Annotated in this window: 17 protein-coding genes and 1 pseudogene; 6 read left to right on the forward strand and 12 right to left on the reverse strand. The window is 69.1% G+C overall.

Going from position 1 to position 23,748, the window contains the following annotated elements:
* A pseudogene (locus GHC57_RS15505) lies at nucleotides 1-153 on the forward strand (IS1595 family transposase); the annotation flags it as partial.
* Nucleotides 154-268: 115 nt separating this feature from the next.
* Nucleotides 269-856 (forward strand): hypothetical protein, encoded by a 588-nt coding sequence (locus GHC57_RS15510; protein ID WP_153345896.1) that lies wholly within the window; start codon nucleotides 269-271, stop codon nucleotides 854-856.
* 167 nt (nucleotides 857-1,023) lie between these two features.
* Here the strand turns inward: GHC57_RS15510 and GHC57_RS20320 are convergent, their stop codons facing one another.
* The gene (locus GHC57_RS20320; protein WP_343031189.1) at nucleotides 1,024-1,905 is read right to left on the reverse strand and encodes a cold shock domain-containing protein; all 882 of its coding nucleotides are present in this window, start codon (nucleotides 1,903-1,905) and stop codon (nucleotides 1,024-1,026) included.
* Between the two features lie 701 nt (nucleotides 1,906-2,606).
* Nucleotides 2,607-3,959, reverse strand: coding sequence for an oxygen-independent coproporphyrinogen III oxidase (gene hemN, locus GHC57_RS15520; protein ID WP_425500687.1), 1,353 nt, complete (start codon nucleotides 3,957-3,959; stop codon nucleotides 2,607-2,609).
* A 110-nt stretch (nucleotides 3,960-4,069) separates the two neighbouring features.
* Here hemN and GHC57_RS15525 point away from each other — a divergent pair, with 110 nt between their 5' ends.
* Nucleotides 4,070-4,861, forward strand: a complete 792-nt coding sequence (locus GHC57_RS15525; protein WP_153345900.1) for a hydroxypyruvate isomerase family protein — start codon at nucleotides 4,070-4,072, stop codon at nucleotides 4,859-4,861.
* Here GHC57_RS15525 and GHC57_RS15530 read toward each other — a convergent pair whose 3' ends face one another.
* Together GHC57_RS15530 and GHC57_RS15535 are read right to left on the reverse strand one after the other, a co-directional pair.
* Nucleotides 4,862-5,539, reverse strand: coding sequence for an OmpA/MotB family protein (locus GHC57_RS15530; protein ID WP_153345902.1), 678 nt, complete (start codon nucleotides 5,537-5,539; stop codon nucleotides 4,862-4,864).
* 293 nt (nucleotides 5,540-5,832) lie between these two features.
* The gene (locus tag GHC57_RS15535; RefSeq protein ID WP_153345904.1) at nucleotides 5,833-6,636 is read right to left on the reverse strand and encodes a motility protein A; all 804 of its coding nucleotides are present in this window, start codon (nucleotides 6,634-6,636) and stop codon (nucleotides 5,833-5,835) included.
* Between the two features lie 344 nt (nucleotides 6,637-6,980).
* On the opposite strand from GHC57_RS15535, the gene GHC57_RS15540 reads away from it, so the two are divergent.
* A complete protein-coding gene (locus tag GHC57_RS15540; RefSeq protein WP_153345906.1) occupies nucleotides 6,981-10,133 on the forward strand; it encodes a sensor domain-containing protein in 3,153 nt (1,050 codons plus the stop codon).
* 485 nt (nucleotides 10,134-10,618) lie between these two features.
* Complete coding sequence (locus tag GHC57_RS15545; RefSeq protein WP_153345908.1) at nucleotides 10,619-11,029, forward strand: c-type cytochrome; 411 nt, start codon at nucleotides 10,619-10,621, stop codon at nucleotides 11,027-11,029.
* A gap of 83 nt (nucleotides 11,030-11,112) precedes the next feature.
* Here the strand turns inward: GHC57_RS15545 and GHC57_RS15550 are convergent, their stop codons facing one another.
* The 3 genes from GHC57_RS15550 to GHC57_RS15560 form a co-directional block, all read right to left on the reverse strand.
* On the reverse strand, nucleotides 11,113-12,354 hold the full coding sequence (locus tag GHC57_RS15550; RefSeq protein ID WP_153345910.1) for a flagellar hook protein FlgE: 1,242 nt from the start codon (nucleotides 12,352-12,354) through the stop codon (nucleotides 11,113-11,115).
* Nucleotides 12,355-12,581: 227 nt separating this feature from the next.
* The gene (gene thiS, locus GHC57_RS15555) at nucleotides 12,582-13,583 is read right to left on the reverse strand and encodes a sulfur carrier protein ThiS (protein ID WP_153345912.1); all 1,002 of its coding nucleotides are present in this window, start codon (nucleotides 13,581-13,583) and stop codon (nucleotides 12,582-12,584) included.
* Nucleotides 13,584-13,791: 208 nt separating this feature from the next.
* The gene (locus tag GHC57_RS15560) at nucleotides 13,792-14,580 is read right to left on the reverse strand and encodes a hypothetical protein (protein WP_153345914.1); all 789 of its coding nucleotides are present in this window, start codon (nucleotides 14,578-14,580) and stop codon (nucleotides 13,792-13,794) included.
* Nucleotides 14,581-14,879: 299 nt separating this feature from the next.
* On the opposite strand from GHC57_RS15560, the gene GHC57_RS15565 reads away from it, so the two are divergent.
* Nucleotides 14,880-16,337, forward strand: coding sequence for a serine hydrolase (locus tag GHC57_RS15565; RefSeq protein ID WP_343031190.1), 1,458 nt, complete (start codon nucleotides 14,880-14,882; stop codon nucleotides 16,335-16,337).
* A gap of 55 nt (nucleotides 16,338-16,392) precedes the next feature.
* Here GHC57_RS15565 and GHC57_RS15570 read toward each other — a convergent pair whose 3' ends face one another.
* The 5 genes from GHC57_RS15570 to cobT all read right to left on the reverse strand — a co-directional run bounded on the left by GHC57_RS15570 (nucleotide 16,393) and on the right by cobT (nucleotide 23,447).
* Entirely contained in the window at nucleotides 16,393-17,772 is a 1,380-nt protein-coding gene (locus GHC57_RS15570) for a methyl-accepting chemotaxis protein (protein WP_170294919.1), read from the reverse strand.
* A 780-nt stretch (nucleotides 17,773-18,552) separates the two neighbouring features.
* Complete coding sequence (gene acs, locus GHC57_RS15575; protein ID WP_153345917.1) at nucleotides 18,553-20,490, reverse strand: acetate--CoA ligase; 1,938 nt, start codon at nucleotides 20,488-20,490, stop codon at nucleotides 18,553-18,555.
* Between the two features lie 233 nt (nucleotides 20,491-20,723).
* Nucleotides 20,724-21,053, reverse strand: a complete 330-nt coding sequence (locus GHC57_RS15580; protein WP_343031191.1) for a Rieske (2Fe-2S) protein — start codon at nucleotides 21,051-21,053, stop codon at nucleotides 20,724-20,726.
* Nucleotides 21,054-21,064: 11 nt separating this feature from the next.
* Complete coding sequence (locus GHC57_RS15585; protein ID WP_153345922.1) at nucleotides 21,065-21,427, reverse strand: histidine triad nucleotide-binding protein; 363 nt, start codon at nucleotides 21,425-21,427, stop codon at nucleotides 21,065-21,067.
* A 58-nt stretch (nucleotides 21,428-21,485) separates the two neighbouring features.
* Complete coding sequence (gene cobT, locus GHC57_RS15590; RefSeq protein WP_153345924.1) at nucleotides 21,486-23,447, reverse strand: cobaltochelatase subunit CobT; 1,962 nt, start codon at nucleotides 23,445-23,447, stop codon at nucleotides 21,486-21,488.
* Between the last annotated feature and the right edge of the window lie 301 nt (nucleotides 23,448-23,748).

Consider the following 23,748-nt stretch of genomic DNA (forward strand, 5'->3'; position numbering starts at 1 on the left):
CGCAAGCATCTGCAAGCCTACCTCGATGAGTTCGTCTTCCGCTTCAACCGCCGCCGCACCCGGCACGCAGCCTTTCGGTCCCTACTGGGCATCGTCACCACCAAAGGGCCCATCACCTACGATATGTTGATCGCGCCGGAAGCAAAGGGATAAGCCTTTTCCGCAGAAATGGTTGCGCTTTCCAGAGTATGACGTGGCAGGAGCCGGGTGCGGCGGCCTTGGGACCCCGCACCCTTTTTTTATGCAAAATCAGGCAAGGCGCGAACCCGTGATCGATTTCAATGAAAGCGCGTTCAAGCGTTGGCAGGAAGATTTCGACGACTTCAACTACGGTTTCCGATCCTATTGTTTTCAGCAATTCAGGGTGTATTCGATCCACGTTGATTTCGTTCCGGGTGCCTTGCAACAAATCCATCGCCGCTGGGTCGAGCGTTGCGAGGTCTGGCTCAACCAGGAAACCCACCCGACGACAAAGAAGCTTTCACATATCAAGCGGGCCGCTCTGCTTCTCCACGCGCTGACATCGATTCAGTTTCTCGGAAATTTCCAGGAGCATGAGTATGATGAGGAGCAAAAGTATGACTTCCGGGGCACGGCGGACCAGTTCAATCAATCAAAACAAGATCTTATCGACGCGCGCGAGGCCGTTCTGGCCCTCGATTTTGTGTTGAATATCATCCACTATTTTGAATCAAACAGAATTGACCGGGAAGAGCCGTTTTCCGTCCGCCTGACCATGGACATGCGCCACGATATTCTGTCGTACATCTTGTCCGGCGAGCCACAGGAAAAGGCGCTCTATCTGATCCTTAAAGCGCTGTATCTGCGCCATACGCGGGCAGGCGCCGCGAACTGATCCCATCGGCCTTTGGCGATGACCGTTGAAGCCCGTGGCCGGCCTGCTCGGCGGGTGAGCCACACTCCGCCGCCGCTGAGATGAGACGTGTCGGCAAGGCTCCGGGCGGGCGTGTGGCTCGCCCGCCCGTCTCCCGCGTCGTGCTCGGGCTGTTGGGCCCCGCCCGCTCACCCCTGCGCGGCGGCGACCTCCACCACATGGGGCTGGCCGCCCACCTCGGCGAGGATGTGCGCCGTCACCCAGGCGCGCAGGAATTCGGCCATGTCCTCGGTGAAACGGGGCGGCCGCGCCGGCTCCAGGCTGCGCTGCCGGAAGTGCAGCATGTCCTTCATCCAGCTCCAGCGGCTGGACGCCAGGGGCTCGCCCGGGCCGTGGCCCCGGCGGTCGTCCTCGCGGTCCATGTGGACCACCGCGCTGGCGATCAGGCGGTCGAACAGGCGGGCGATGTCGTCGCGGGCGGCGTTGCTGCTCCAGCGGTCGTGCAGGGCGTTGACCAGCGAGACCAGTTCGCGGTGTTCCTCGTCCGTGGCGTCGTCGCCGACCGCGTAGGCCGTGCGCCAGCGCAGTAGCGGGCCGGCGGGCCGCTCGGGCTGGGCGACGATGGCGATCTGGTCGGCCTGCAGGCCCTTGGGTCCCTCGCTCACCGACATGGTGACGGTCTGGCCCTCGATCAGGTCGCTCAGCCCGCACTGTTCCAGGGTGCGGACGTGGACGAACACGTCGGCCTCGTCGGGCTCCCGCGTGACGAAGCCGAAGCCCTTGTAGGCGTTGAAGAACTTGACGACGCCGGTGCAGCCGTCGCTGATCGCCTCCGGCGGCGCGGCGCGCGTGGGCTCCGGCACGTCCAGCACGTCGTCGATGCTCTGCACCTCCCACCCCTTGGGCCCCTCGATCAGGGTGCAGTTGAGCATCGTGCCCTCGGGCAGCCGTTCCAGCCCCCGGGCCTCCACGGCGGACACGTGCAGGAAGGCGTCTGGCAGGCCTTCGTCCGGACGGACGAAGCCGAAGCCTTTCTTTGGATTATACCATTTCACGGTCACCTGGGTCACGGCAGCACTCTCCCCCTCCGCCCATGATCGAAGCGCAATACGTCCATGCGCCCATTAACTATGCAGGGATGCGACCGTGGCTGGCAAGCATGACACCAATTTAATATGGGTCTTTCCCGGGGCGGGGGTGCGGGGACATGACCCGACAGGCGGCCCGAGACCCCGCGGTTCCGCGCCAAACCCTCCCTCCCAAAGGAGGATTTCTCCTGCGAAAGAAGGAGGCCGAATCGCCGCGCTCGTCGCGCCCCGCCGGGTCCGAGTCTGCGCGCATCGGTAGAAGTGTCGTGGGGGAAGCACGCGGGTTCCGTCGATTCGGGCCGCGAATCGAGCCGAACCGAGGTGGGTCCGGAGGGAGTCCCCGTCAGGCCGGGCACCCCGAAAAAACAGACAATCCTGAGGGAGCGGAGCGCCCGCAGGATCTCGGGCGGGGGCGTGCACAGGTCGAGCCGAAAGCCACCCGGCCGCCCGAGATCCGTCGCCGCTATCAGCGGCTCAGGGTGACGTGACAGAGAGGCGCACATCATGCCGGACGGGGCTTGCAGCCCCGTCCGGACCGTTTCGCCCAATGCGTGGGGATGAAATCGATCCGGGCGGGAGTGCAACGCCCGCCCGGCATCACGGCGTTCATGGGCCGAGCCGAAAGCCACCCGGCCTCCCGAGATCCTTCGCCGCTTTCAGCGGCTCAGGATGACGTGTCAGGCCTAAACCGCCTGGCTGTGCCGCTTCTCGCCCACGTTCAGGTACTGGTCGAACTTGGCGCACACGGCGCGGACCAGCGGGCGGCCCATGTCGGTGACGCGCAGGCGGGCCCCGTCGCGGATGACCACCCCGTCCGCTTCCAGGTCGGACAGTTGGGCCAGTTCCGCCTCGAAATCGGATGCCGAGGCGCCGTACTCGGCGGCCACCGTCTCAAGGTCCACGCTCAGGTCGCACATCAGGCGCTCGATGATGGCGCGGCGCAGCTTGTCCTCGTGGCTGACGGCGAGGCCGCGCGTGATCGGCGGTGTGCCGGCGCGCACCGTGCGCTTGTAGGCCCCGATCTCGCCCTGGTTGCCCACGTAGCCCTGTGGCAGCGAGCCGATGCCCGAGGCCCCGAACGGGATCAGGGCGGGCGCGGTGTCGGTCGTGTAGCCCTGGAAGTTGCGGTTCAGGGCCTGGTTGTTCAGCGCCAGCGCCAGTTCGTCGTCGGGGGCGGCGAAGTGGTCCAGGCCGACGGCCACATAGCCGTTGTGCACGAACCGGGCCGAGCCGTTGAGGTACTGGCTCCAGCGCTCGGTGACGCTGGGCAGGGCCTGTTCCGGGATCATCTTCATGTGGGTGCGCATCCAGGGGACGTGCGCATAGCCGAAGTACGACACCCGGCGCGGCCCCAGGGCCAGGGCGCGGTCGATGGTCTTTTCGATGCTCGCGGTGGTCTGGAACGGCAGGCCGTACATCAGGTCCATGTTGATGTCGGTGATGCCGTGCTTGCGCAGCCAGTCCACCACCTGGGCCACCATCTCGTAGGGCTGGACGCGGTGGACGGCCTCCTGCACCTCGGCCTCGAAGTCCTGCACGCCGATGCTGGCGCGGGTCACGCCCACGTCGGCCATGGCCTTGACGTAGTCCTCGGTGGCGGTGCGCGGGTCCATCTCCACCGCGATCTCGGCGCCGTCCAGCATCTCGAAGCGGCTGCGCAGGTGGCGGATCAGGCGCGAGAAGTCCTCGGCCTTCAGCACCGTCGGGCTGCCGCCGCCGAAGTGCATGAACTTGAAGCCCATGCGCGTCGGCAGCAGGTCCGCGATCATGTCGATCTCGGTCAGCACCGCGTCCAGATAGTCCGCGATCGGGTCGTAGCGCTTGGTGATCTTGGTGTGGCAGCCGCAGAACCAGCACATCTCCTCGCAATAGGCGATGTGGGTGTACAACGACAGCGGCGTGGCCGGGTCCAGTTCGCCCAGCCACTGCTTGTACGTGTCCGGACCGACCGCCGGCGAGAAGTGGGGCGCCGTCGGGTAGGAGGTGTAACGCGGGAGGCGCAGATCGTACTTGGCGGCCAGATCCTGAATCGTCATCGTCATCCGTCCATGTTGTGTCGGGGCGACATACTGCACGACGCCACGCATGGGAAGAGTCTTATATTTTCCGGAACGTACCGCCGGTCAACACGGGAGTCACTCAAACCATGCCGCGCTTCGCCGCCCACCTGTCCATGCTGTTCACCGAGCAGCCCTTTCCCGACCGCTTCAACGCGGCGGCCCGGGCCGGCTTTCAGGGCGTCGAACTGGGCTTCCCCTACCAGTACGCTGCGGAACGGCTGGCGGACCGGGCCGCCATGGCCGGCGTCACCGTGGCCTGCCTGACCGCGCCGCCCGGCGACTGGGCGGCGGGCGAACGGGGCCTGGCCGCGCTGCCCGGACGCGACTCGGAGTTCGCGGACAGCCTGGAGATCGCCCTGGATTACGCCGACATGATGGACTGTCCGGCGGTCCATGTCATGGCCGGGATCGTGGACGAGGCCGATTGGGGCCCGGCGCTGGAAACCTACATGGCCAACCTTCAGGCCGCCGCCGCCCTGGGCCGCGAGCATGGCGTGCGCATCCTGATCGGGCCGATCAATCCGGCCGACATGCCGGGGTATTTCCTCACCCGCCCGGAAGACGCGCTGCAGGTGGTCGAGGAGATCGGCGAGCGTCCCCTGGGCCTGCTGTACGATGTCTACCACGCCCAGATGGAACGGGGGGCGCTGGCCGACACCCTGGAAGACGCCATGGCCCACCTGGGCCACGTCCGCATCGCGGGGGTGCCGGGGCGCAACGAGCCCGACCGGCTGGGCGAAATCAACTGGGGGTATCTGTTCGACCTGCTGGACGCCCACGGCTACGGCGGCTGGATCGGCTGCGCCTACCACCCGCGCACGGACACCCTGGCGGGCCTGCGCTGGGGCGCGCCCTGGGGTCTGGGCGGGACAGATTGACTACCGCGGGGTGACGCGCACCGTCACGCGGCGGTTGATTTCCTGGTTGTTGGGCAGCGCCGTGCCTTCCGGCCCCCGGTTGGGCACCTTCGGGGCGGTGTCGGCGAAGCCCACGGCGCGCATCCGCTCCGAGGCCAGGCCCTCTTCCTCGAACAGCCGCACCACCCGGGTCGCGCGGCTGGCGGACAGCTCCCAGTTGGTGGGGAACCGGGGCGAGCTGACGGGCGTGTCGTCGGTGTGGCCCTGCACCTCGATGCGGAAGTTGCGGTACTTGGGACCTTCGAGGGTGGCCGCGATCTGCTCGAACACGTGGATCGCCTCGGGCCGCAACTCGGCCGAGCCGGGCGGATAGAACCCGGCGCTGGCGAACTCGATGATGAGCCCCTGCTGGTCCACGCCCAGGCCGACCACGTCGTCCACCTTCATCAGGTCGATGGCCGCCGTGATGTCGTTGCGCAGGGCCTCGATGGGCCGTTCGATGTCGCGCTGGCCGATGCCCTTGGCCATGCCGGCCTTGACCTGCTCGAACATGATCGGATCGACCTTGGAGATGGCCGCCAACAGCACGAAGAAGGCCAGGAGCAGGGTGGCCATGTCGGCGAAGGTGGTGATCCAGTCGTCCTCGCCCTCCCGCTTGGGGGCCTTGCGGGACCACTGATTGCCGAGGTTGTCGAACATGGCTGGCCTCGTTTTTTACATGATCGGTCAAGAAACGGACTTGTCCGTTTCTTCACCTCCGCGGCCCCGGCCGCCCAAGGGCGGCCATCTCTGGAAAGGCGCCGCGACGCGGCGCCTTGGGCGCCGGCCCGGTCGGGCCGGCCGCGTCCGACACGTTAAGACGCGTCGGACGCGGAATGGCGTTGCCTGGGGTGGAACCGACCCACCCGTCTCTTCACCTCCGCCGGTTCGGCGCCGTACCCGCCCGGCCCTGGTGTCACACCCAACGCCGCTCGGTCTCACCTCCCCGGCCGCTAGCCGCGGTCGCGCATCATGCTGTCGATGCTGAAGTGCAGCGCCGGGTCCAGATAGCTGTTCATCTTGTCCTGGATGTAGCGCGGGCTCTTGCGCTCGGCGAGCAGCGCCAGCCCCTCGGCCAGGAGGTAGTTGCGGAAGCGGATGATCTCCTCGCGCTGCTGCACCTTGTTGGCGGCCGGCAGGAACACCAGCCGCGCGGCCAGCACGCCGTAGAGCGTCGTCACCAGGGCGACCGCCATGCCCGGCCCGATCGACGCCGGATCGTCGCCCATGTTGTCCAGCATGATGATGAGGCCGACCAGGGTGCCGATCATGCCGAACGCGGGCGAGGTCGAGCCCATGTTGCGCAGGATGTCGGAATAGACCGTGGCGCGCTGGAACGTCGTCTCGACCGTGTTGGCGAGGATGTCGCGCACCTCCTGGCCGGTGTAGCCGGTCACCACCAGGTCGATGCCGTAGCCCAGGAAGCGGTCCACCTTGCGGGCCTTGGCGGCGTCGCTCTCCAGGCCGGCGAGGCCGCCCTTCTGGATCACGTAGCCCCAGCGGATCACCCGGCCGACCTCGTGGGTCAGGATGGCGCGGGTCTGCTCGTTGGCCAGCAGGATGCTCGTCATCACCCGCAGGGAGTGCACCACGAAGCGCGGCTCGAACGAGATGAAGGTGGCGGCGAGCGTGCCGCCCAGCACCATGATGAAACTGGGCAGGTTCAGGAAGACGAACACGTTGTCGGTGCTCAGGACGACCGAGCCGACAAACAGGCCGAAACCGAAAACGACGCCGAGAATGGTGGCGATGGACATGCAGGCGGGTTCCTCGGGGCAGGACGGTCCGGAGCGGAGGCCGCCCCGGGCTGGAACCGGGGTCGCCGGCCCTGCACAGCCGCCGTCCCTCCGGGTCTTCAGGGCGCCGCCGGGAGCGCCGCCACCGCGACTGTATCACGGGTTCGCCCAAGGGTGAGTCCAAAGGCCGCAGTTTTTTTCGCCCCCGAGGCTCGTTTCCGGGGACGGCCGGGTAACCCTCCATTGCGTCAGGGGACCGGGATGGAGCATGATCGGCCCGCGCATGGCGCAGGCCAAACGTCGGGAACAGGGCGAGGATCACTTTCTCCATGTCCGGCACCTCCCTTTTTGACATGGGATCCGTCATGACCGGCCTCGTGATGGCTGGTGTGTTGCTCGCCCTCATCCGGGTCGCTCCGGCGGTGCGGGAGATGGGGGCCTGGCTGGCGTTGGCCCTCGCCTGCGAGGCCGCCGGGTTCCTGTGGAGTCTGGCGCTGCCGCCGGGCGAGCCGGTGGCGGTCTTCGTCGGTGGTGCGGCCCATGCGGTCGTGCCGGCGCTGATTCTGTTCGGCCTGCGGGGACCGGGGCCGGACCGGCTGTCGAGCGGGCTGGCCATCCTCGTCGTCGCGGTCACCTTGATCTGGCTGGGCGCCGGAATGACGGCGAACGTCCCGATCGAGCAGGTGATGGGCCCCGTGCATGCCGCGCGCGGGCTTCTGTTCCTGGGCTGCGCTCTTGTCGCGCATCGCACACTGGGACGCGCCGCGTCCCTGTCGGTCGCATTGTGCCTGCTGTCGGGCGCCCTGGCCTTCGGGTCCACCGCCGCCCTGATGTTGGCGCCGGGTTGGATCGATACCGGCATGTTGCGCGACATGGAGCAGGCCCTGGTCTTCGGGCTCGTCCCGGCGGCGCTGTGGGCCGGCTGGCGCACGTGCGGCGCGGCGGCGGCCCCGGACGACGGGGGCGACGGCGACGCGGCCGCGGCCATGGCGGTGGTGGATCACGGTGTGCTGCGCCTGGACCCGGACGGCCGCATCGCCTGGGCCAACCGCTGCGCCCGCCAGATGCTGGGCGGGCCGGAGACCGCCGACCTGACCGGCCATGCCTGGACCGACCTGTTTCCCGCTCTGGCCGCCCACCCCGCGCCGCTGGAGCAGATTCCGCAGCGCGTGCCGTCGGAACCGGGGACCCGGAGCCCCGGTCTCGGCGTGCTCGCCCAGGCGCTGGACGGCCGGGTCGTCCCGGTCGAGGTGCTGAGACCCGGCGGGACCGGCCTCGCCGGGGCCATGATCCTGGTGCACGGTCAACGGTCGGCCGCGCCCACCCCGGTGGCCCGGCTGTCCATGCAGATCGACCGTCAGCTTGAAACCGGGGAGCCGCTGGACGCCATCACCCGCACCGTCTGCGCCGGCGTGGCGGACATCGAACGCGCGGCCCTGGTGTGGGTCGCCACGGGGGATTGGACCGACTCCCTGACTCTGGTCGCGGCCGGCGGCCCCAAGGCGGGCCTGCTGGCCGACACGCTGGGCGCGCCGCTGGCCTCGGACCTGGCCCGTCTGGCGGAGCCGGCCCTGGGGCAGGGCCGGCCCCGCTTCGTCGCGGCCCCCCTGCCCGGCGCGCCGACGGCCGAGTCCGGCGGAGACTCCGCCGCGACCGGCCTGTTCCCCATCGTGTCCGGGGACCGCACCGTGGGCCTCATGGTGGTGCACGGGGGCGCGGCCGGACTGTCGGACAATCGGCTGGCCCGCTGCGACATCGTGGCCCGCCGCCTGGGCACCGCCATCCGGCTCAGCCAGCAGACCGGGTTCCTGCGCCTGCAGGCGGCCGCCATGTCGGTGGCCGCCAACGCGATCTTCATCACCGATCGGGACGGCAAGATCGTCTGGGTCAACCAGGCCTTCACCCGGCTGTCCGGCTTCTCGGCGCAGGAACTGGAGGGCCGCACCCCGCACATCCTGTTCTCGGGCCAGCAGGACACCACCGTCTACGAGGACCTGTGGGCCACCATTCAGCGCGACAACGTGTGGCGCGGCGAGTTGGTGGAGCGACGCAAGGACGGCGGCCTCTACACCGTTCAGCAGACCGTGACCCCGCTGCGCGGACCGGACGACGGGGCGCAATACTTCGTGGCGGTGCACGAGGACATCAGCGACCGCAAACGGGCCGAGGAGCGGATTCGCTACCTGTCCAACTACGACACCCTCACCCGCCTGCCCAACCGCACCCTGTTCCGCGACCGCCTGAACCAGGCCGTGCAGCACGCCCGCTGGGCCAACAGCCGGGTCTCGGTGCTGTTCCTCGACCTGACCCAGTTCAGCCGGGTCAACGACACCCTGGGCCATGACCTGGGCGACCAGATCCTGATGACCGTGGGGTCGCGCATCAACGCCGCCGTCGCCGGCGAGGTGGACGTGGTCGCCCGCATGGGCGGGGACGAGTTCGCCCTGATCCAGGTGGGCCACCAGGGCACGGACGCCGCCGTCGGCCTCGCCCGGCGCCTGGGCCGCATCATCGAGACGCCGGTGGAGATCGGCGAGCATTCCGTCTCGCTGCGCGCCACCATCGGCATCGCCATGTACCCAGACGACGGCGCCAACCCGGACAACCTCATCAAGAACGCCGATCTGGCCATGCACCGGGCCAACTCGATCGAAGGGCAGTCCTACTGCTTCTTCTCCACCGACATGAACAACGACGCCCAGATCCGCCTGGGGCTGGAACGGGACCTGCGCCGCGCGCTGGAGCGCGACGAGATGATCAACCACTACCAGCCCCAGTACGACGTCAACGGCACCCTGGTGGGGATGGAGGCGCTGGTGCGCTGGAACCACCCCACGCGCGGGCTGGTCTCGCCCGGGTCCTTCATCCCGACGGCCGAGGACGCCGGCCTGATCGGGCCGCTGAGCGAGGCCGTGCTGCACAACGCCGCGCGCGACATCGTGCGCTGGCGGACGCTGGGCCTGCCGCAGGTGCCGGTGGCCATCAACATTTCGGCGGTGCAGTTCCGCGATGCCGATCTGGTGGACCGAATCCGCGCGGTGCTGGATGCCCATGGCCTGACGCCGGAGGCGATCGACCTGGAACTGACGGAAAGCGTGCTGATGGGCAGCCACGCGGGCTCGGTGGCCTTCCTGGACCAGCTCGCCGCCGAGGGCTTCCGCATCGCCATCGACGACTTCGGCACGGGCTATTCGTCGCTGGGCTATCTGAAGCGCTTCCCGGTGCACAAGCTGAAGATCGACCAGTCCTTCGTGCAGCACCTGCAGGAGGACACCAACGACGCCATCCTGGTGCGCGCCATCATCAACCTGGGCCACAGCCTGGGGCTGGTCGTGGTCGCCGAGGGCGTCGAGACCGAGGACCAGTTCGCCTACCTCTGCCGCGAGGGCGTGGACATCGTCCAGGGCTACCTGTTCAGCCGGCCCGTGCCGCCGGACGAGCTGGAGACGCTGCTGCGGGTGGAGGCCGGCATGGTGGCGGGCCCGCCCGGCGGGACGCGCGTCACCGCACAGCCCTAGCCGGCGCACCCCGAACGGACCGTGGGGTGTCCGACTTGGGGCGCACCCGTTCTCCTTTTGGCTCCCCTGCCCTTGGACTGCGCCGGCGCGCCGCTTTTTCTTGATGGGTCGAAATGATTGTGCGATTATTTCGCCTGTTTGTTGGGTCGGCCCAAGATGCGGTCGATGGGCCCGGTCGGCGCGTGATCTGATCCGCGACCGTCCGGACCGGCCAAGGGGAGGGGGCACCGCGAGAGACAGGCACGGCCAGAAAGCCGCGTTGCCTTTCGCGCCACCGCGCGCGACGGCCTGGGGCGAGCCCCGGGTCCGGCCGCTGGCGGCGACCCTGAAACGGCCACACCTCTCGTGTTTCCTTCATCCCGGACCGCGCATCCCCGGCCCGCGAGGCGACCCCTCGCGGCGGTGGGGAGGCCCGGGCCTTCGGCCTGGCGGTTCCGGCGGGGCGGCGTGTGCCGTGACCCGCGTTCACGAAGGGAGTCCATGCGATGCTGAAATCCGTAATGGCGGCGACAGGTGTCCTTCTGAGCCTGGGGCTGGGGGCCACGGCCGCCTCGGCCGCCGGCGACGTGGCGAACGGCGAAAAGCTGGCCAACCGCTTCTGCAAGGCCTGTCACACCTTCGATGAAGGCGGCAAGCACATGGTCGGCCCGAATCTGTGGGGCGTGGTTGGCCGCGAACCCGGCGCCGCCGAGGGCTTCACCCGCTATCAGGCCGCGCCCCTGTTCGTGCAGAACGGCGTGGAGGTCTGGACCGAGGAACTGCTGGCGGAATACATCGAGAACGTGGTCACGTTCCGCGACACGTACGGCGAGGGAAAACCGAGCGCCATGGTCATGGCGCCGCTGAAGCCCGAAATGGCCACCGATATCGTGGCCTACCTGGCGACGCTGAAATAGGTCCGACGGCCGCCGACGCGCACCCTTGGCGTCCGTGGCCGATGCCGAAAAGGCGGGTGAGTCGCCCTCACCCGCCGCCGGCTCTACCGCTTCAGCCCCGAAGCGGTCTGCATCATTTCATCGCTGGTGCGGAACACGGTGGCAGAGGTGGAGTACGCCTTCTGCGTGGTGATCATGTTGGTGAACTCCTTGGCCACATCCACCGTCGAGGCCTCCACCGACCCGGACACGATGGCCGTCCGGGTGCTGGCCGCCTGAGCCGCGTAGATCTCGGGCGCGCCGGCCTCGGGGTTGTAAGTGAACATGGTGCTGCCCGCGTCGTCCAGCTTCTGCGGCGCCGGGAAATCCGCGACCGCCAACTGATACAGCGCCCGCGACTGGCCGTTGCTGTACTGCACCATCAGGCGGCCCCGGTTGTCGAAGGCGGTGTTGGACACCCGTCCCTCGGGATAGCCGTTGCCCTCCTGCCAGTTCTCGACGAAGCCGCCGCCGCCGAACTGGGTCATGTGGCTCAGGTCCACGGAAATCGACGAGCTGGTGCCGTTCGCGAACGGCACCGAGATCACGGCCGGATCCGGCGGGCTGACGTACTGCCCCAGGCCGTCGAACTGCACGGCGGTGGTCTCGGGCAGGGGCGTGCTGGTGCCGTCCGGGCCGCGCACGGTGTAGCTGACCGTCCAGGCGTTGCTGTTCGGCGCCCCCGGCGTCCAGGTCATGACCAGCGCGTAGGGATCGTTGTCGCCCGCCGCGTCCGGGCTGGACCAGACCGAGACCTCGAAGTTGCGCGACTGCGTGGCGTTGGCGTCCACGTTGCCGGAGAAGGCCACCTCGGTGGTCGGCTCGCCCGGCAGGCCCTCGATGTTGTCGATCTGGATGGGTCCCAGCGGCCCGCTGGTGTCCAGACCGCCATCGGCGTCCAGGGCCCAGCCCTGATAGAACTGCCCCGAACTGTTGACGAGGTAGGAGTTGCCGTCGTCCCCGAGCCCCGTGGTCGTGGAGCCTGCGCGGGTGAAGTGCTGCTCGCCCGAGCCGTCGAACGCCGGGTTGGTGATGAAGAAGCCCTGGCCGTTCAGCGCCACGTCCAGCGGCCGCCCGGTGGACTGGACGATGCCCTGGGCCTCGGCGCGGCGGATGTCCACGGCGCTGACCGACAGGAACGTGTCGCCCTGGCCGGTGACGTGGTTGATGGTGTCCCGCAAGTGCGCGTCGAACGACTTGTAGCCGATCGTGTTCATGTTGGCGACGTTGTCGCTGATGCGCTCCATCACATGCGACTGGGTCGCCATGGCCTGCGACGACGTCAGAAGGGAGGCGAACACGCTCATGACCGGGCTCCGTCAGGCGGATGCGGGAGGGGACGTTCGGGCACGCGGACACACGGGTCCGGCCGGATCGAAGCACGGCCCGTGCCAGCGGCGGCCGGGGCGGGATGTCTTCATTGTCAGGGGGTTGGCGTGGCGCGCGTGCGGTTGGGCCGCCCATCCGCGCCCCGGCCGGGCAGAATCTGCCGGGACCCGGGGCCGGTGTTGCCGAGTCAGTGGGGGCAGGCTGGTTAGATCAACCCCGCCAGCGGCGAGCTGGGATCGGCGTAGCGCTTCTTCGGCATGCGGCCGGCCAGGTAGGACAGCCGGCCCGCCTCCACCGCCAGGCGCATGGCGCGGGCCATGCGGATCGGGTCCTTGGCCCCGGCGATGGCGGTGTTGAGCAGCACGCCGTCCACGCCCAGTTCCATGGCCACGGCCACGTCCGAGGCGCAGCCGACGCCCGCGTCCACCAGCACGGGCACGGACACCGTTTCCTTGATGAGGCGGATGTTCACCGGGTTGATGATGCCCAGCCCCGACCCGATCATGGAGCCCAGCGGCATGATGGACACACAGCCCATCTCCTCCAGGCGCTTGGCGGCGATGGGGTCGTCGTTGCAATAGACCATCACCTTGAAGCCGTCCTTGATGAGGGCCTCGGCCGCCTTGAAGGTCTCCGGCATGTCCGGATACAGCGTCTTCTGGTCGCCCAGCACCTCCAGCTTGACCAGATCCCAGCCGCCGGCCTCGCGCGCCAGACGCAGGGTGCGCACCGCGTCGTCCGCCGTGAAGCACCCGGCCGTGTTGGGCAGGTAGGTGTAGACCTTGGGGTCCACGTAATCCATCAGCATGGGCTGGGTGGGGTCGGAGACATTCACCCGGCGCACGGCCACGGTGACGATCTCGGCGCCGGACGCCTCGATGGCGCGGGCGGTTTCCTCGAAGTCCTTGTACTTGCCCGTGCCCACCAGCAGCCGCGAGGTGAAGGTGCGGCCGGCGACGGTGAAGCCTTCCGCGTCCTCGGCGCGGGGCGGAGCGGCCGTGTCGGGTGCGCCACCACCGATGAAGTGCACGATCTCCAGGGCGTCGCCGTCGCCCAGGTCGGTCTCGGCGTAGCGCCCGCGCGGGACGATCTCCCGATTGCGCTCGACCGCCACCTTGCGGGCGTCGAGGCCGAGGGAGGCCAGCAGCGCCTCCACGGACATGGGCTGATCGAGGGGGCGGGGCTCGCCGTTGATGGTGACCTGCATGACGACGTGAGTTCCGGACAAAAGGGGGACCAGGACGGAGCGGACCGGCCGTGCCCGCGGCCTCCGCCTGTGGCGATCGCGCAACGATTCGATGGGGCGGGCACGCGGCCTCGACGGGAGTATGGGTCGCGGCGGAGGTGGATTCAACCACGCGCGCGGCCGCCGGGGGCGGCGGGGGCGGCGGGCGCGGCGGGGCCGTCCATCCGGATCAGGGATTCAGACGGTCGCGGCCCACGGCGAGGCGGAAGCGGACCTCGTGCTTGGCGTAGTCCCGGTCCATGACCGCCGGGTTGGCATGCTGCGGCTCGTCCGCCGGCGTGCGCAGCGGGATGTCCGTGCCGTCGCGGGCCTGCAGCCAAGCCGGGAACGCCAGCCCGTCATATCCCCGGTCCGGGTGCGCCCAGACCTGGAACGCCACCCGGCCGCCCAGGCAGCCCACAGCCACCCACCAGTAACGCTGCGACAGCAATTGCGTGCCCGCGGGCGCCGGCTGGCCCAGGCCGTCGCGGTCGAGCACGGCGCGCAGCGCCCCCACCTGGGCCGGGGTCAGCGTCGTTTGCCGGACCTCGCCCGCCCACGGCGCGAACAGGCTGGACGGATCGCCCAGCGTCACCAGCGCGTGATTGGTGGGCCCGCCGATCACCCGCGTGGTCATCCGCATGGGGATACCGGGGGGGACGCCGGTGGGACCGCCGGGCGCGACGGCGGTCAGGTCGTACACCCGCACCCGGTGCGTATAGTTGGCGTTGTGCACCAGCCGGAGTCGGTCCGGCGCCCCCGCCGCACAGTCCGCGCGGATGTCGTCGCCATTCAGGAACGAGAACCACGTAAACTTGCGCGTGACCGGATTCGAGATGTCTCCGCCGGTCGTGCAGGCCGCCAGCCCGAGCAGAAGGACGCCGGCAAGCAGCCCCCGACGCCCGGCCGGCTTCCCCACACCTGGGGGCATGGTGGCGCGGAACACCCACGTGTTGATGACGGGCCGGAGTCGCCGCATGGTCTCACCCTCTGTTCGCGGGACGGGATCGCCATTTCAGGCGGTGTGAAATCGTTTTGCAAATCAAAACGCCTATGGACAGCCACTCACCGATTTTCTATGCTCAGTGCTGTTGCCCCTTGAATTCGCTGTATTTTACCGATCAGGTCCCTTTCGGTCCAGGTCGGCGCGGGTCTGGCGGGCGATGAGCGCGCCATCCGTCCGGGCCGCGGCGAAGTCGCGGCGCCCGCCCGCACGATCCCCGACTCCGGCGGGCGGTCGTACCCTGACGCAGGACCCTGTCGAGCAGGAGGCCCCCCGTGTCCCCGTCGCAGCCCCGAGCCCCGTTGCGTTCCTGGCCGGCCCGCCTGTGCGGGGCGCTGGCCATGGTGCTGATGCTCGTCCTCATCATGCCCGGGGAGGCGGCCGCCCGCTATGCCTCGATCGTGGTCGATGCGTCCTCCGGGCGGATCGTGCACGGCCGGCATATCGACACCCGGCTGTATCCGGCGTCGATGACCAAGATGATGACCCTCTATCTGCTGTTCGAGGCCCTCGACAGCGGCCGCCTGGACATGGACTCGCGGCTGTCGGTCTCGCGCCGCGCGGCCGGCCAGACGCCGTCCAAGCTGGGGCTGAAGGCGGGGTCCACCATCGCGGTGCGCGACGCCATCCGCGCGCTGGTGGTGAAGTCCGCCAACGACGTGGCGACCGTGGTGGCTGAGGCCCTGGGCTCGACCGAGGTCGGCTTCGCGCGCCTGATGACCGACAAGGCGCGCAGCCTGGGCATGCGCGACACCACGTTCATGAACGCCTCGGGCCTGCCGAACCGGGGCCAGAAGAGCACGGCGCGGGACATGGCCATCCTGTCGATGGCGCTGATGAAGCACTTCCCGCACCACTATCACTATTTTTCAAGCACGTCGTTCCGGTTCAATGGCCGCACCTACACCGGCCACAACCGTCTTTTGACGCGCTATGACGGGGCCGACGGCCTGAAGACCGGCTACATCTCGGCCTCGGGCTTCAACATCGCCGTCTCGGCCGCGCGCAACGGCCGCCGCCTGATCGGCGTGGTCTTCGGCGGGCGCACGGCGCGCAGTCGCGACGACCACATGGTGGAGCTGCTGGACAAGGGCTTCCGGATCGTCAGCCAGGCGGGCTACACCCCGCACGCCGGGAACCGGATCGGTGTGCCGGCGGCCCCCGCGCTGGTGGTGGCGGCCGCGCCGATTCCGCCCGCCCTGCCGCCCGGCAAGGCAGCGCCCCCGGTGGGCCCGCAGGTCGCCAGCGTGACCGCCGGCCCGATCGAGGACCCAGCGCCCGTGCAGGCCGGGCTGACGCCGCCCGACCTGACCGCCCTGATCGCCGGCGTGGTCGCCATGACCAAGCCCGATCCGGCGGGCGCCGACGGCCCGACCGTCGCCGCCACCGCCCCGGCCGGGGTGCCCGTGCCGGCGCCGCGGCCCGCGCCCGACGGCGCGGCGGCGCCCACCCCGGCCGAGCCCGGCACCTGGGGCATCCAGGTCGGCGCGTTCAGTTCCCTGGCCACGGCCGAGGCCGCCGCCCGCGATGCCGCGCGCCTGCTCTCCGCGCGCCTGGAGACGGTCAAGGTGCGGGTCATTCCCCACACCATCAGCGACGGTAAGGTGTACCGCGCCCGTCTGCTGGGCATGGGAACCGAGGCCCAGGCCCGCGACGCCTGCCGCGACCTGCGCGCCCGCCAGCGCTCCTGCCTGGTGGTCGTGCCGACCGGCTGGACCATCGCCGCGCGGTAGTCGGGGCGCGCGGTTCCGGGCCCTCGGCCCGCCGGACCGGCGGACCGGCGGGGGATCAGCCCGCCTTCCTGTGGGTCTCGATCACGGTGGTCAACTCGGTACTGATCGACGCCAGCGCCTCGATGGAGGATTTGATGTCGCTCATCGCCTCGGTGTTGGTGCGGGTGGACTGGCTGATCTGGTGAATGCCGGCCGCCATGTCCTGCATCGTGCCCGAGGCCCGCTGGATGCTGTCCGATGATCGGTTGCTGCCGTCGCTGGCGGCGTTCAGGTTCGACGTCACGTCGGTCGCAACCGCTTTCTGCTGCTCGATCAGCCCGCTGATGTCGTTCACCGCCCCCGAGACCGTGGCGATGATCGTGTTGACGGTCTCGATCGACGCGACGGCCTTGTCGGCGATCGCCTGCATGGTGCCGATCTGGGTCACGATCTCGTCGGCCGAGGTGGCGCTCTGATTGGCGAGAGTCTTCACCTCGCCGGCGACGACCGCGAAGCCCTTGCCCATCTCACCCGCGCGGGCGGCCTCGATGGTGGCGTTGAGGGCAAGCAGGTTGGTCTGGGACGCGATGTCCTTGATGAGGTTGGTCACGTCGCCGGTCTTTGTGGCGGCCGCGCCCAGGTCCTTCATCACCGTGGTGGCCTCGCCGGCCTTCTGCGAGGCATCCAGGGCCAGACGCGAGCCGTTCTGCGTGCTGTCCGCGATGCCGTCGATGGCCCGCGTCGTCTCCTGCATCGCATTGGCGATGTCGCCGAGGTTGCCGGAGACATGCTCGGCCATCTCCGCGACGTCGGCGATCATGCGCGACGCCTCTTCCATCGTGGCGGCCAGGGACTCGGCCTGAACCGAGGTTTCCTCGGTCGAGGCGGCAATCCGGGTCGAGGCATCCGTGAGCGTGGCGGACGACGTGGCGATGGTGGTCACGTGCCCCGTGATCCGGTCCATCAGACCGTCAAGGGCCACCTTGGTGGTCACGTCCTGCACCACCTCCACGTGACCGATGGGCTCCCCGGCCCGATTGTGGAGGTAATGGGTATCGACCGTGAAGTCCAGGTCCCATTGGTGGAAGCCGGTGCGCTGCTGGCCGCGCCGGAGACAGGCGACGCCGCAGTCCTGTGTCCCGCAGATATTGGCGCCCCAGTTGCTGCACTGCTGACCGCGAACCTCCGCCCGCGTCTTGCCCAACAGGGTTTCCACGACCTTGTTGACGAACGTCCACTGCATCGTGGAGTCCGTGACCGACAACGGCAGCGGCACGGCGTCGAGGATTCCCTCGTACCAGTGGAACGCCTCAAGCGCCGCGCGGTTGGCCCGCCAGACGAGGCCGGCGGCCGCCAGGGTCAGCACACCGGCGGCGACGGCGAGAGCGGGGGCGGCGACCCCGAGGGCTCCCAGACCATTCAGAACGAAAGCCAGGGCCAGCGTAACGAACAACACCGGCAGGATTCTCCCACAGGCCGACTCCATGGTGCGCGCTCCTTCTTCGGAGGATTGAACCCGACAGCCCGACGGACGACATCGCCGACGCGGGGTGACCCGGAACGGCATCGCCGGAACCGGAACGGCCGACCCTGCGTCAGAGCGTCCATGGGGCCATGGCCCTTGCGGCAAGACCGTAACCCGCCATCACCTGAAGCCGACGGGGTGCTGGCTTTACCGGGACCGTATCTCAACGCCGCGCGGCGCCCGCACCGCGATTGCCTCTCTACCATCCCCTGGGAACGCGGCGGCGGGCTCCGTGTCCCTGCGTTCTCTCGACAGGAGACCGGGCAGGCGGGCGATCGTGTCGCCCGGGCCAACCTCGGCCATTCCGGAACGGTACCATATCGATGCAGTCCCGCCACATGGGAAAACCACAGCCTTTGCAGGCCCTTGCGATCTGACCGCGACTGAAGCGGGGTGACGCGGAGGCGCCCGCTCCCAAAAAAGAACGGGTCATCGCGGAATTCCGGCGGACCAGAAGGGGCTCCTCTGGTATCCCGCTTCGAGCCTGAACCCCCTCCCAACCTCCCCCATGAATGGGGGAGGCGTCCCGGTCCACCAGGGGCCGGCCGGACTCCCTTCCCATGGAATGGGGAGGGATGGGGAGGGGGTGTCTCGGGTGGTCGCGCCGGTCCAGAAACCACGCGCCCCCGATTTTCCGCGATGACCCGAAAAAAAGCGGGGGCCGCTGGGGCCCCCGCCGGGTCGGGATCGTCCGGTCTGATCCGCGCGGGATCAGGACGGGCGGTTGTCGATCAGGTCGTCCACCACGGACGGATCGGCCAGCGTGGAGGTGTCGCCCAGGCTGCCGAAGTCGTTCTCGGCGATCTTGCGCAGGATGCGGCGCATGATCTTGCCGGAGCGGGTCTTGGGCAGGCCCGGGGCCCACTGGATGATGTCCGGGCTGGCGATGGGGCCGATTTCCTGGCGGACCCACTTGACCAGTTCCTTGCGCAGCTCCTCGGTCTCCTTCTCGCCGGCGACCAGGGTCACATAGGCGTAGATGCCCTGGCCCTTGATGTCGTGCGGGAAGCCGACCACGGCGGCCTCGGACACCTTCGGGTGGGCGACCAGGGCGCTTTCCACCTCGGCCGTGCCCATGCGGTGACCGGACACGTTGATGACGTCATCGACGCGGCCGGTGATCCAGTAGTAGCCGTCCTCGTCCCGGCGGCAGCCGTCGCCGGTGAAGTAATAGCCCTTGTACGTGGTGAAGTAGGTCTGAACGAAGCGCTCGTGGTCGCCGTAGACCGTGCGCATCTGGCCGGGCCAGCTCTGCGCGATGCACAGGTTGCCTTCGGTCGCGCCTTCCAGCTCCTTGCCCTCGTTGTCCACGACCACCGGGCAGACGCCGAAGAACGGCAGCGTGGCCGAGCCTGGCTTCAGGTCGGTCGCGCCCGGCAGCGGGCTGATGAGGATGCCGCCGGTTTCGGTCTGCCACCAGGTGTCCACGATCGGGCAGCGGCCGTCGCCGACCACGTTGTAGAACCACATCCAGGCTTCGGGGTTGATGGGCTCGCCCACCGAGCCGAGGATGCGCAGGCTCTCGCGGCTGGTCTTCTTCACCGGGTCCTCGCCGTCGCGCATCAGGGCGCGAATGGCCGTCGGCGCGGTGTAGAAGATGTTCACCTTGTGCTTGTCCACGACCTCCCAGAAGCGGGACGTGGTGGGGTAGTTCGGCACGCCCTCGAACATCAGCGTGGTGGCGCCGTTGGCGAGCGGGCCATAGACGATGTAGCTGTGCCCGGTGACCCAGCCCACATCGGCGGTGCACCAGTAGATCTCGCCGTCCTTGTAGTCGAAGACGTACTCGTGCGTCATCGCGGTGTAGACCAGATAGCCGCCCGAGGTGTGCAGCACGCCCTTCGGCTTGCCGGTCGAGCCCGACGTGTAGAGGATGAACAGCGGATCCTCGGCGTTCATCTCCTCGGCCGGGCAGTCCACCGGCTGGCCGGCCGTGGCGGCGTCGTACCAGTGGTCGCGGCCCTTCTTCATGGGCACGTCGGCGCCGGTGCGCTTGACGACGATCACGTGCTTGACCGACGGGCAGGATTCCAGCGCCTTGTCCGTGTTGGCCTTCAGTGGCACGCCGCGGCCGCCGCGCAGGCCCTCGTCCGCCGTGATGACCATGACGCACTCGGAGTCCTGGATGCGGTTGGCCAGGCTGTCCGGCGAGAAGCCGCCGAACACGATCGAGTGCACGGCGCCGATGCGCGCACAGGCCAGCATCGCCACGGCGGCCTCGGGCACCATGGGCATGTAGATGCACACCCGGTCGCCCTTCTTGACGCCCATGTCGCGCATCGCGTTGCCCAGACGGCCGACGCGCTCGTACAGGTCACGATAGGTGATCCTGGCATCCACGGAGGGATCGTCGCCCTCCCAGATGATGGCGGTCTGGTCGCCGCGGGTCTCCAGGTGACGGTCCAGGCAGTTGGCGGCCACGTTCAGGGTGCCGTCGTGGAACCAGCGGATGTGGACGTCGTGCGGGTCGTAGGACACGTCCTTGACCTGGCTGTACGGCTTGATCCAGTCGATGCGCTTGCCGTGCTCGCCCCAGAAGCCCTCCGGATCCGCGATGGAGCGCGCATACATCTCCTTGTAACGGGTCGAGTCGATGTGCGCGTTGGCGGCGGCGTCCTGCGGGACGGGAAAGACATGTGCTTCGGACATGGGATGCGTTCCTCCTTGTTCCCCGGTTCTCTGGCCCCGGATTGAGGCCCGGGACATCTTTTCGGCACGTCTTTGGGTCGGCCGGCGGTGCGGCGGCGCGCGTACGAGACGGCAACGGTCGCGGCGCCGACGCGGGCAACGGTGAAGCGCTGCACTCTAGTGCAAACGTTCGCGCCTGCAAACCGCTTGAAGGGCCATCGTGTGCCGGGATGCGGGTCCGTGCGAAGCCGGGGTCAGCGCCCGTCACCCCGCAGGTGGAGAGACTCCAGCCGCTTGCCCTTGCACGGCCCGCGCACGCACTTGCCGGTGTCGGGGCGGAACAGCGCGCCGTGGGTGCCGCACCGCAGGTGCCGGCCGTCGTCGGACAGGAACGTGCCCGGCACGAAGTCCAGCCGGACGCCGTTGTGCGGGCAGCGGTTGCGGTAGGCATAAAGCCGATCCCCTCGCCGCACCACCACGGCCGCCACCGCCTCCCCCTCGGCATCGGTCAGGCAGACCCCGCACGCCGCCCCGTCGGGCAGATCGGCCAGGGCGACAGAAGGCCGGGCGTCGGTCGGGGACACCAACCCGCGCCCTACTCTTTCGGCACCATGCGGCCCAGCCGGCGGCCGCCGAACACGTGGATGTGCAGGTGCGGGACCTCCTGGTTGCCGTTGACACCCACGTTGGAGAGCACGCGGTAGCCTTCCTCGGCCACGCCCGCCTCGCGCGCCACGAGGCCCACGGTCCGCACCAGGGCGGCGATCTCGGCGTCGCTGGCGGTCTGGCTGAAGTCGGTCCAGCTCACGTACGGTCCCTTCGGCACCACCAGGATATGGGTCGGCGCCTGCGGGTTGATGTCGTGGAACGCCAGGGTGTGCTCGTCCTCGTACACCTTGGTGCAGGGGATTTCGCCGCGCAGGATCTTGGCGAAGATGTTGTCGGGATCATAGGCCATGGCGACACCCTCTTGTCGGTGGGGTTTGAGACAGAACGGGAGCGGCCTCGGGCCGCCTTCAGATCACGCCGGTCAGCGACCGGGGCGACGGCGGTTCGGCGGCGCGCGACGGCGGCGTGGCCATGGCGCGCCCGCCACCGGGGCGGCGGCCGGTGGTCTCGTCCTCGAACAGGTCGAGCAACTGGCGCATCATCACCCCGCCCAGGTCCTCGGCGTCCATGATGGTGACCGCGCGCCGGTAGTAGCGGGTGACGTCGTGGCCGATGCCGATGGCCGCCAGTTCCACCGCCGAGCGGCTTTCGATCATCTCGATCACGTCGCGCAGGTGCTGTTCCAGATAGTTGCCGCTGTTCACCGACAGGGTGGAATCGTCCACCGGCGCGCCGTCCGAGATCACCATCAGAATCCGCCGCGCCTCCGGCCGGCCGAGCAGGCGGTGATGGGCCCACAGCAGGGCCTCGCCGTCGATGTTCTCCTTCAGGATGCCCTCGCGCAGCATCAGGCCCAGGTTCAGCCGGGCGCGCCGCCAGGGCGCATCGGCGCTCTTGTAGACGATGTGGCGCAGGTCGTTCAGGCGGCCCGGGTTGGGGGGCTTGCCGTCGGCCAGCCAGCGTTCGCGCGACTTGCCGCCCTTCCAGGCGCTGGTGGTGAAGCCCAGGATCTCCACCTTCACGCCACAGCGTTCCAGGGTGCGGGCCAGGACGTCCGCCGACAGCGCCGCCACCGAGATGGGGCGGCCGCGCATGGACCCCGAGTTGTCGATCAGCAGCGAGACCACGGTATCGCGGAAGCGCATGTCCTTTTCCTGCTTGTAGGACAGCGACATCAGCGGGTTGGCGACGATGCGGGCCAGCCGTGCGGCATCCAGAATGCCTTCGTCCAGGTCGAACTCCCAGGCGCGCTGCTGCTGCGCCATCAGCCGGCGCTGCAGCCGGTTGGCGAGCCGCGCCACCAGGCCCTGCAGGTTCATGAGCTGGCCGTCGAGCTGGCTGCGCAGGCGGTTCAGCTCCTCCGGGTCAGCCAGATCCTGCGCCTCCACCACCTGATCGAACTCGGCGATATAGGCGCGGTAGAGCGCCTGATGGGCGTCGTCCGGATCGGCGTTGCTGCGCCGGCTGCCGGGGTCGCCGCCGGCCTCGTCCGAGCCCTGGCCCATGCGCATGGCCTCGGCGGTGGCGTCGTCCATCTCGTCCTCGCCGGTCTCGGCCTCGGATTCGGCGGCGTCCATGCCCGCGCTGCTGTCCGGCCCGGCGGCGGAGACCGAGTCCGGCTTGCTGTCCTGGCCCTCGTCGCTCTGGTCCTCTCCGGTGGCGTCCTCGTCGGCGCCCTGGGCCTCCTCCTCGGATTGCTCGGACTCCCGTTCGGCGTAGTCCTCCAGGCCCAGGGCGTTCAGCCAGCGCCGGACGGAGCGCGCGAACGTGCCCTGGTCGGCGAGGCTGTGCTCCATGTCGTCCAGCAAGGCCGGATCGGCCTCCAGACGGCGGCGGGCCATCTCCAGCAGGCGCGTGCCGGCCGCGCCCAGGGGCACGCCGCCGAAGCGGTCGAAGGCGATCAGGCGCGCGGCCTCGCCCGGCGGCAGTTGGTCGGGATGGCTGACACGGTCGAAGCCGTCCGCGACCAGACGGTCCTCCAGCGCGCGGGCCATGTTCTGGGACACGCCGGGCAGGGCGCGGCCGCCCAGCGCCTCCACGCGGGCCTGCTCCAGGGTGTTGTAGACCTCGGCCGCCTCCGGCGCGGTCGGCATCAGGGTCCCGTGCACGCGGCTGTCATGGTGACGCAGGCGCAGCGCCAGCCCGTCGGCGGTGGCGCGCAGGCGCGTGACCTGCTCGGCGTCCAGGCGGCGCGGCGGCTGCGGCAGGCGCGCCTGCCCGCCGCCGGCCTGGGCGGCGCCCGGGGCGAAGGTCACGGTCACGTCCTTGGTGGCCGACAGGGCGCGCAGGCACGACGCTGTGGCGCGCTTGAAGGTCTCGCTGGCGGCGTCCGAGGGGCGGGCCGGGCCGGTCCGGGGCGGCGTGCTCATGGGGGCCTGTGGGGTCTTTGTGAGTGTCGGAACGGGGATCGACCCGAACACGTAAGCCCTTGCCCGGCCCGACGCAAGCGTCCGGCCGTGGACTCCAGGGCGACGGGCTCAGGTTAACGGGATCGCTCTTGCAGGTCTTTGCAGCGGGTTGGAGGCTTGCGCTCGAGGTCCCTCAGCCGCTTCGCGGCTTCAGGATGACCTTCTGTAATTTTAAGGCTCAAATAGCGTTCGCTATGCATTCCCGGATTTGGTATCATGAAGGATACCGAACGCGGGAGGCGGGCATGGATCGGGACACGTT

It is taken from the genome of Roseospira navarrensis (assembly GCF_009601025.1).
GTDB classification, from domain to species: domain Bacteria; phylum Pseudomonadota; class Alphaproteobacteria; order Rhodospirillales; family Rhodospirillaceae; genus Rhodospira; species Rhodospira navarrensis.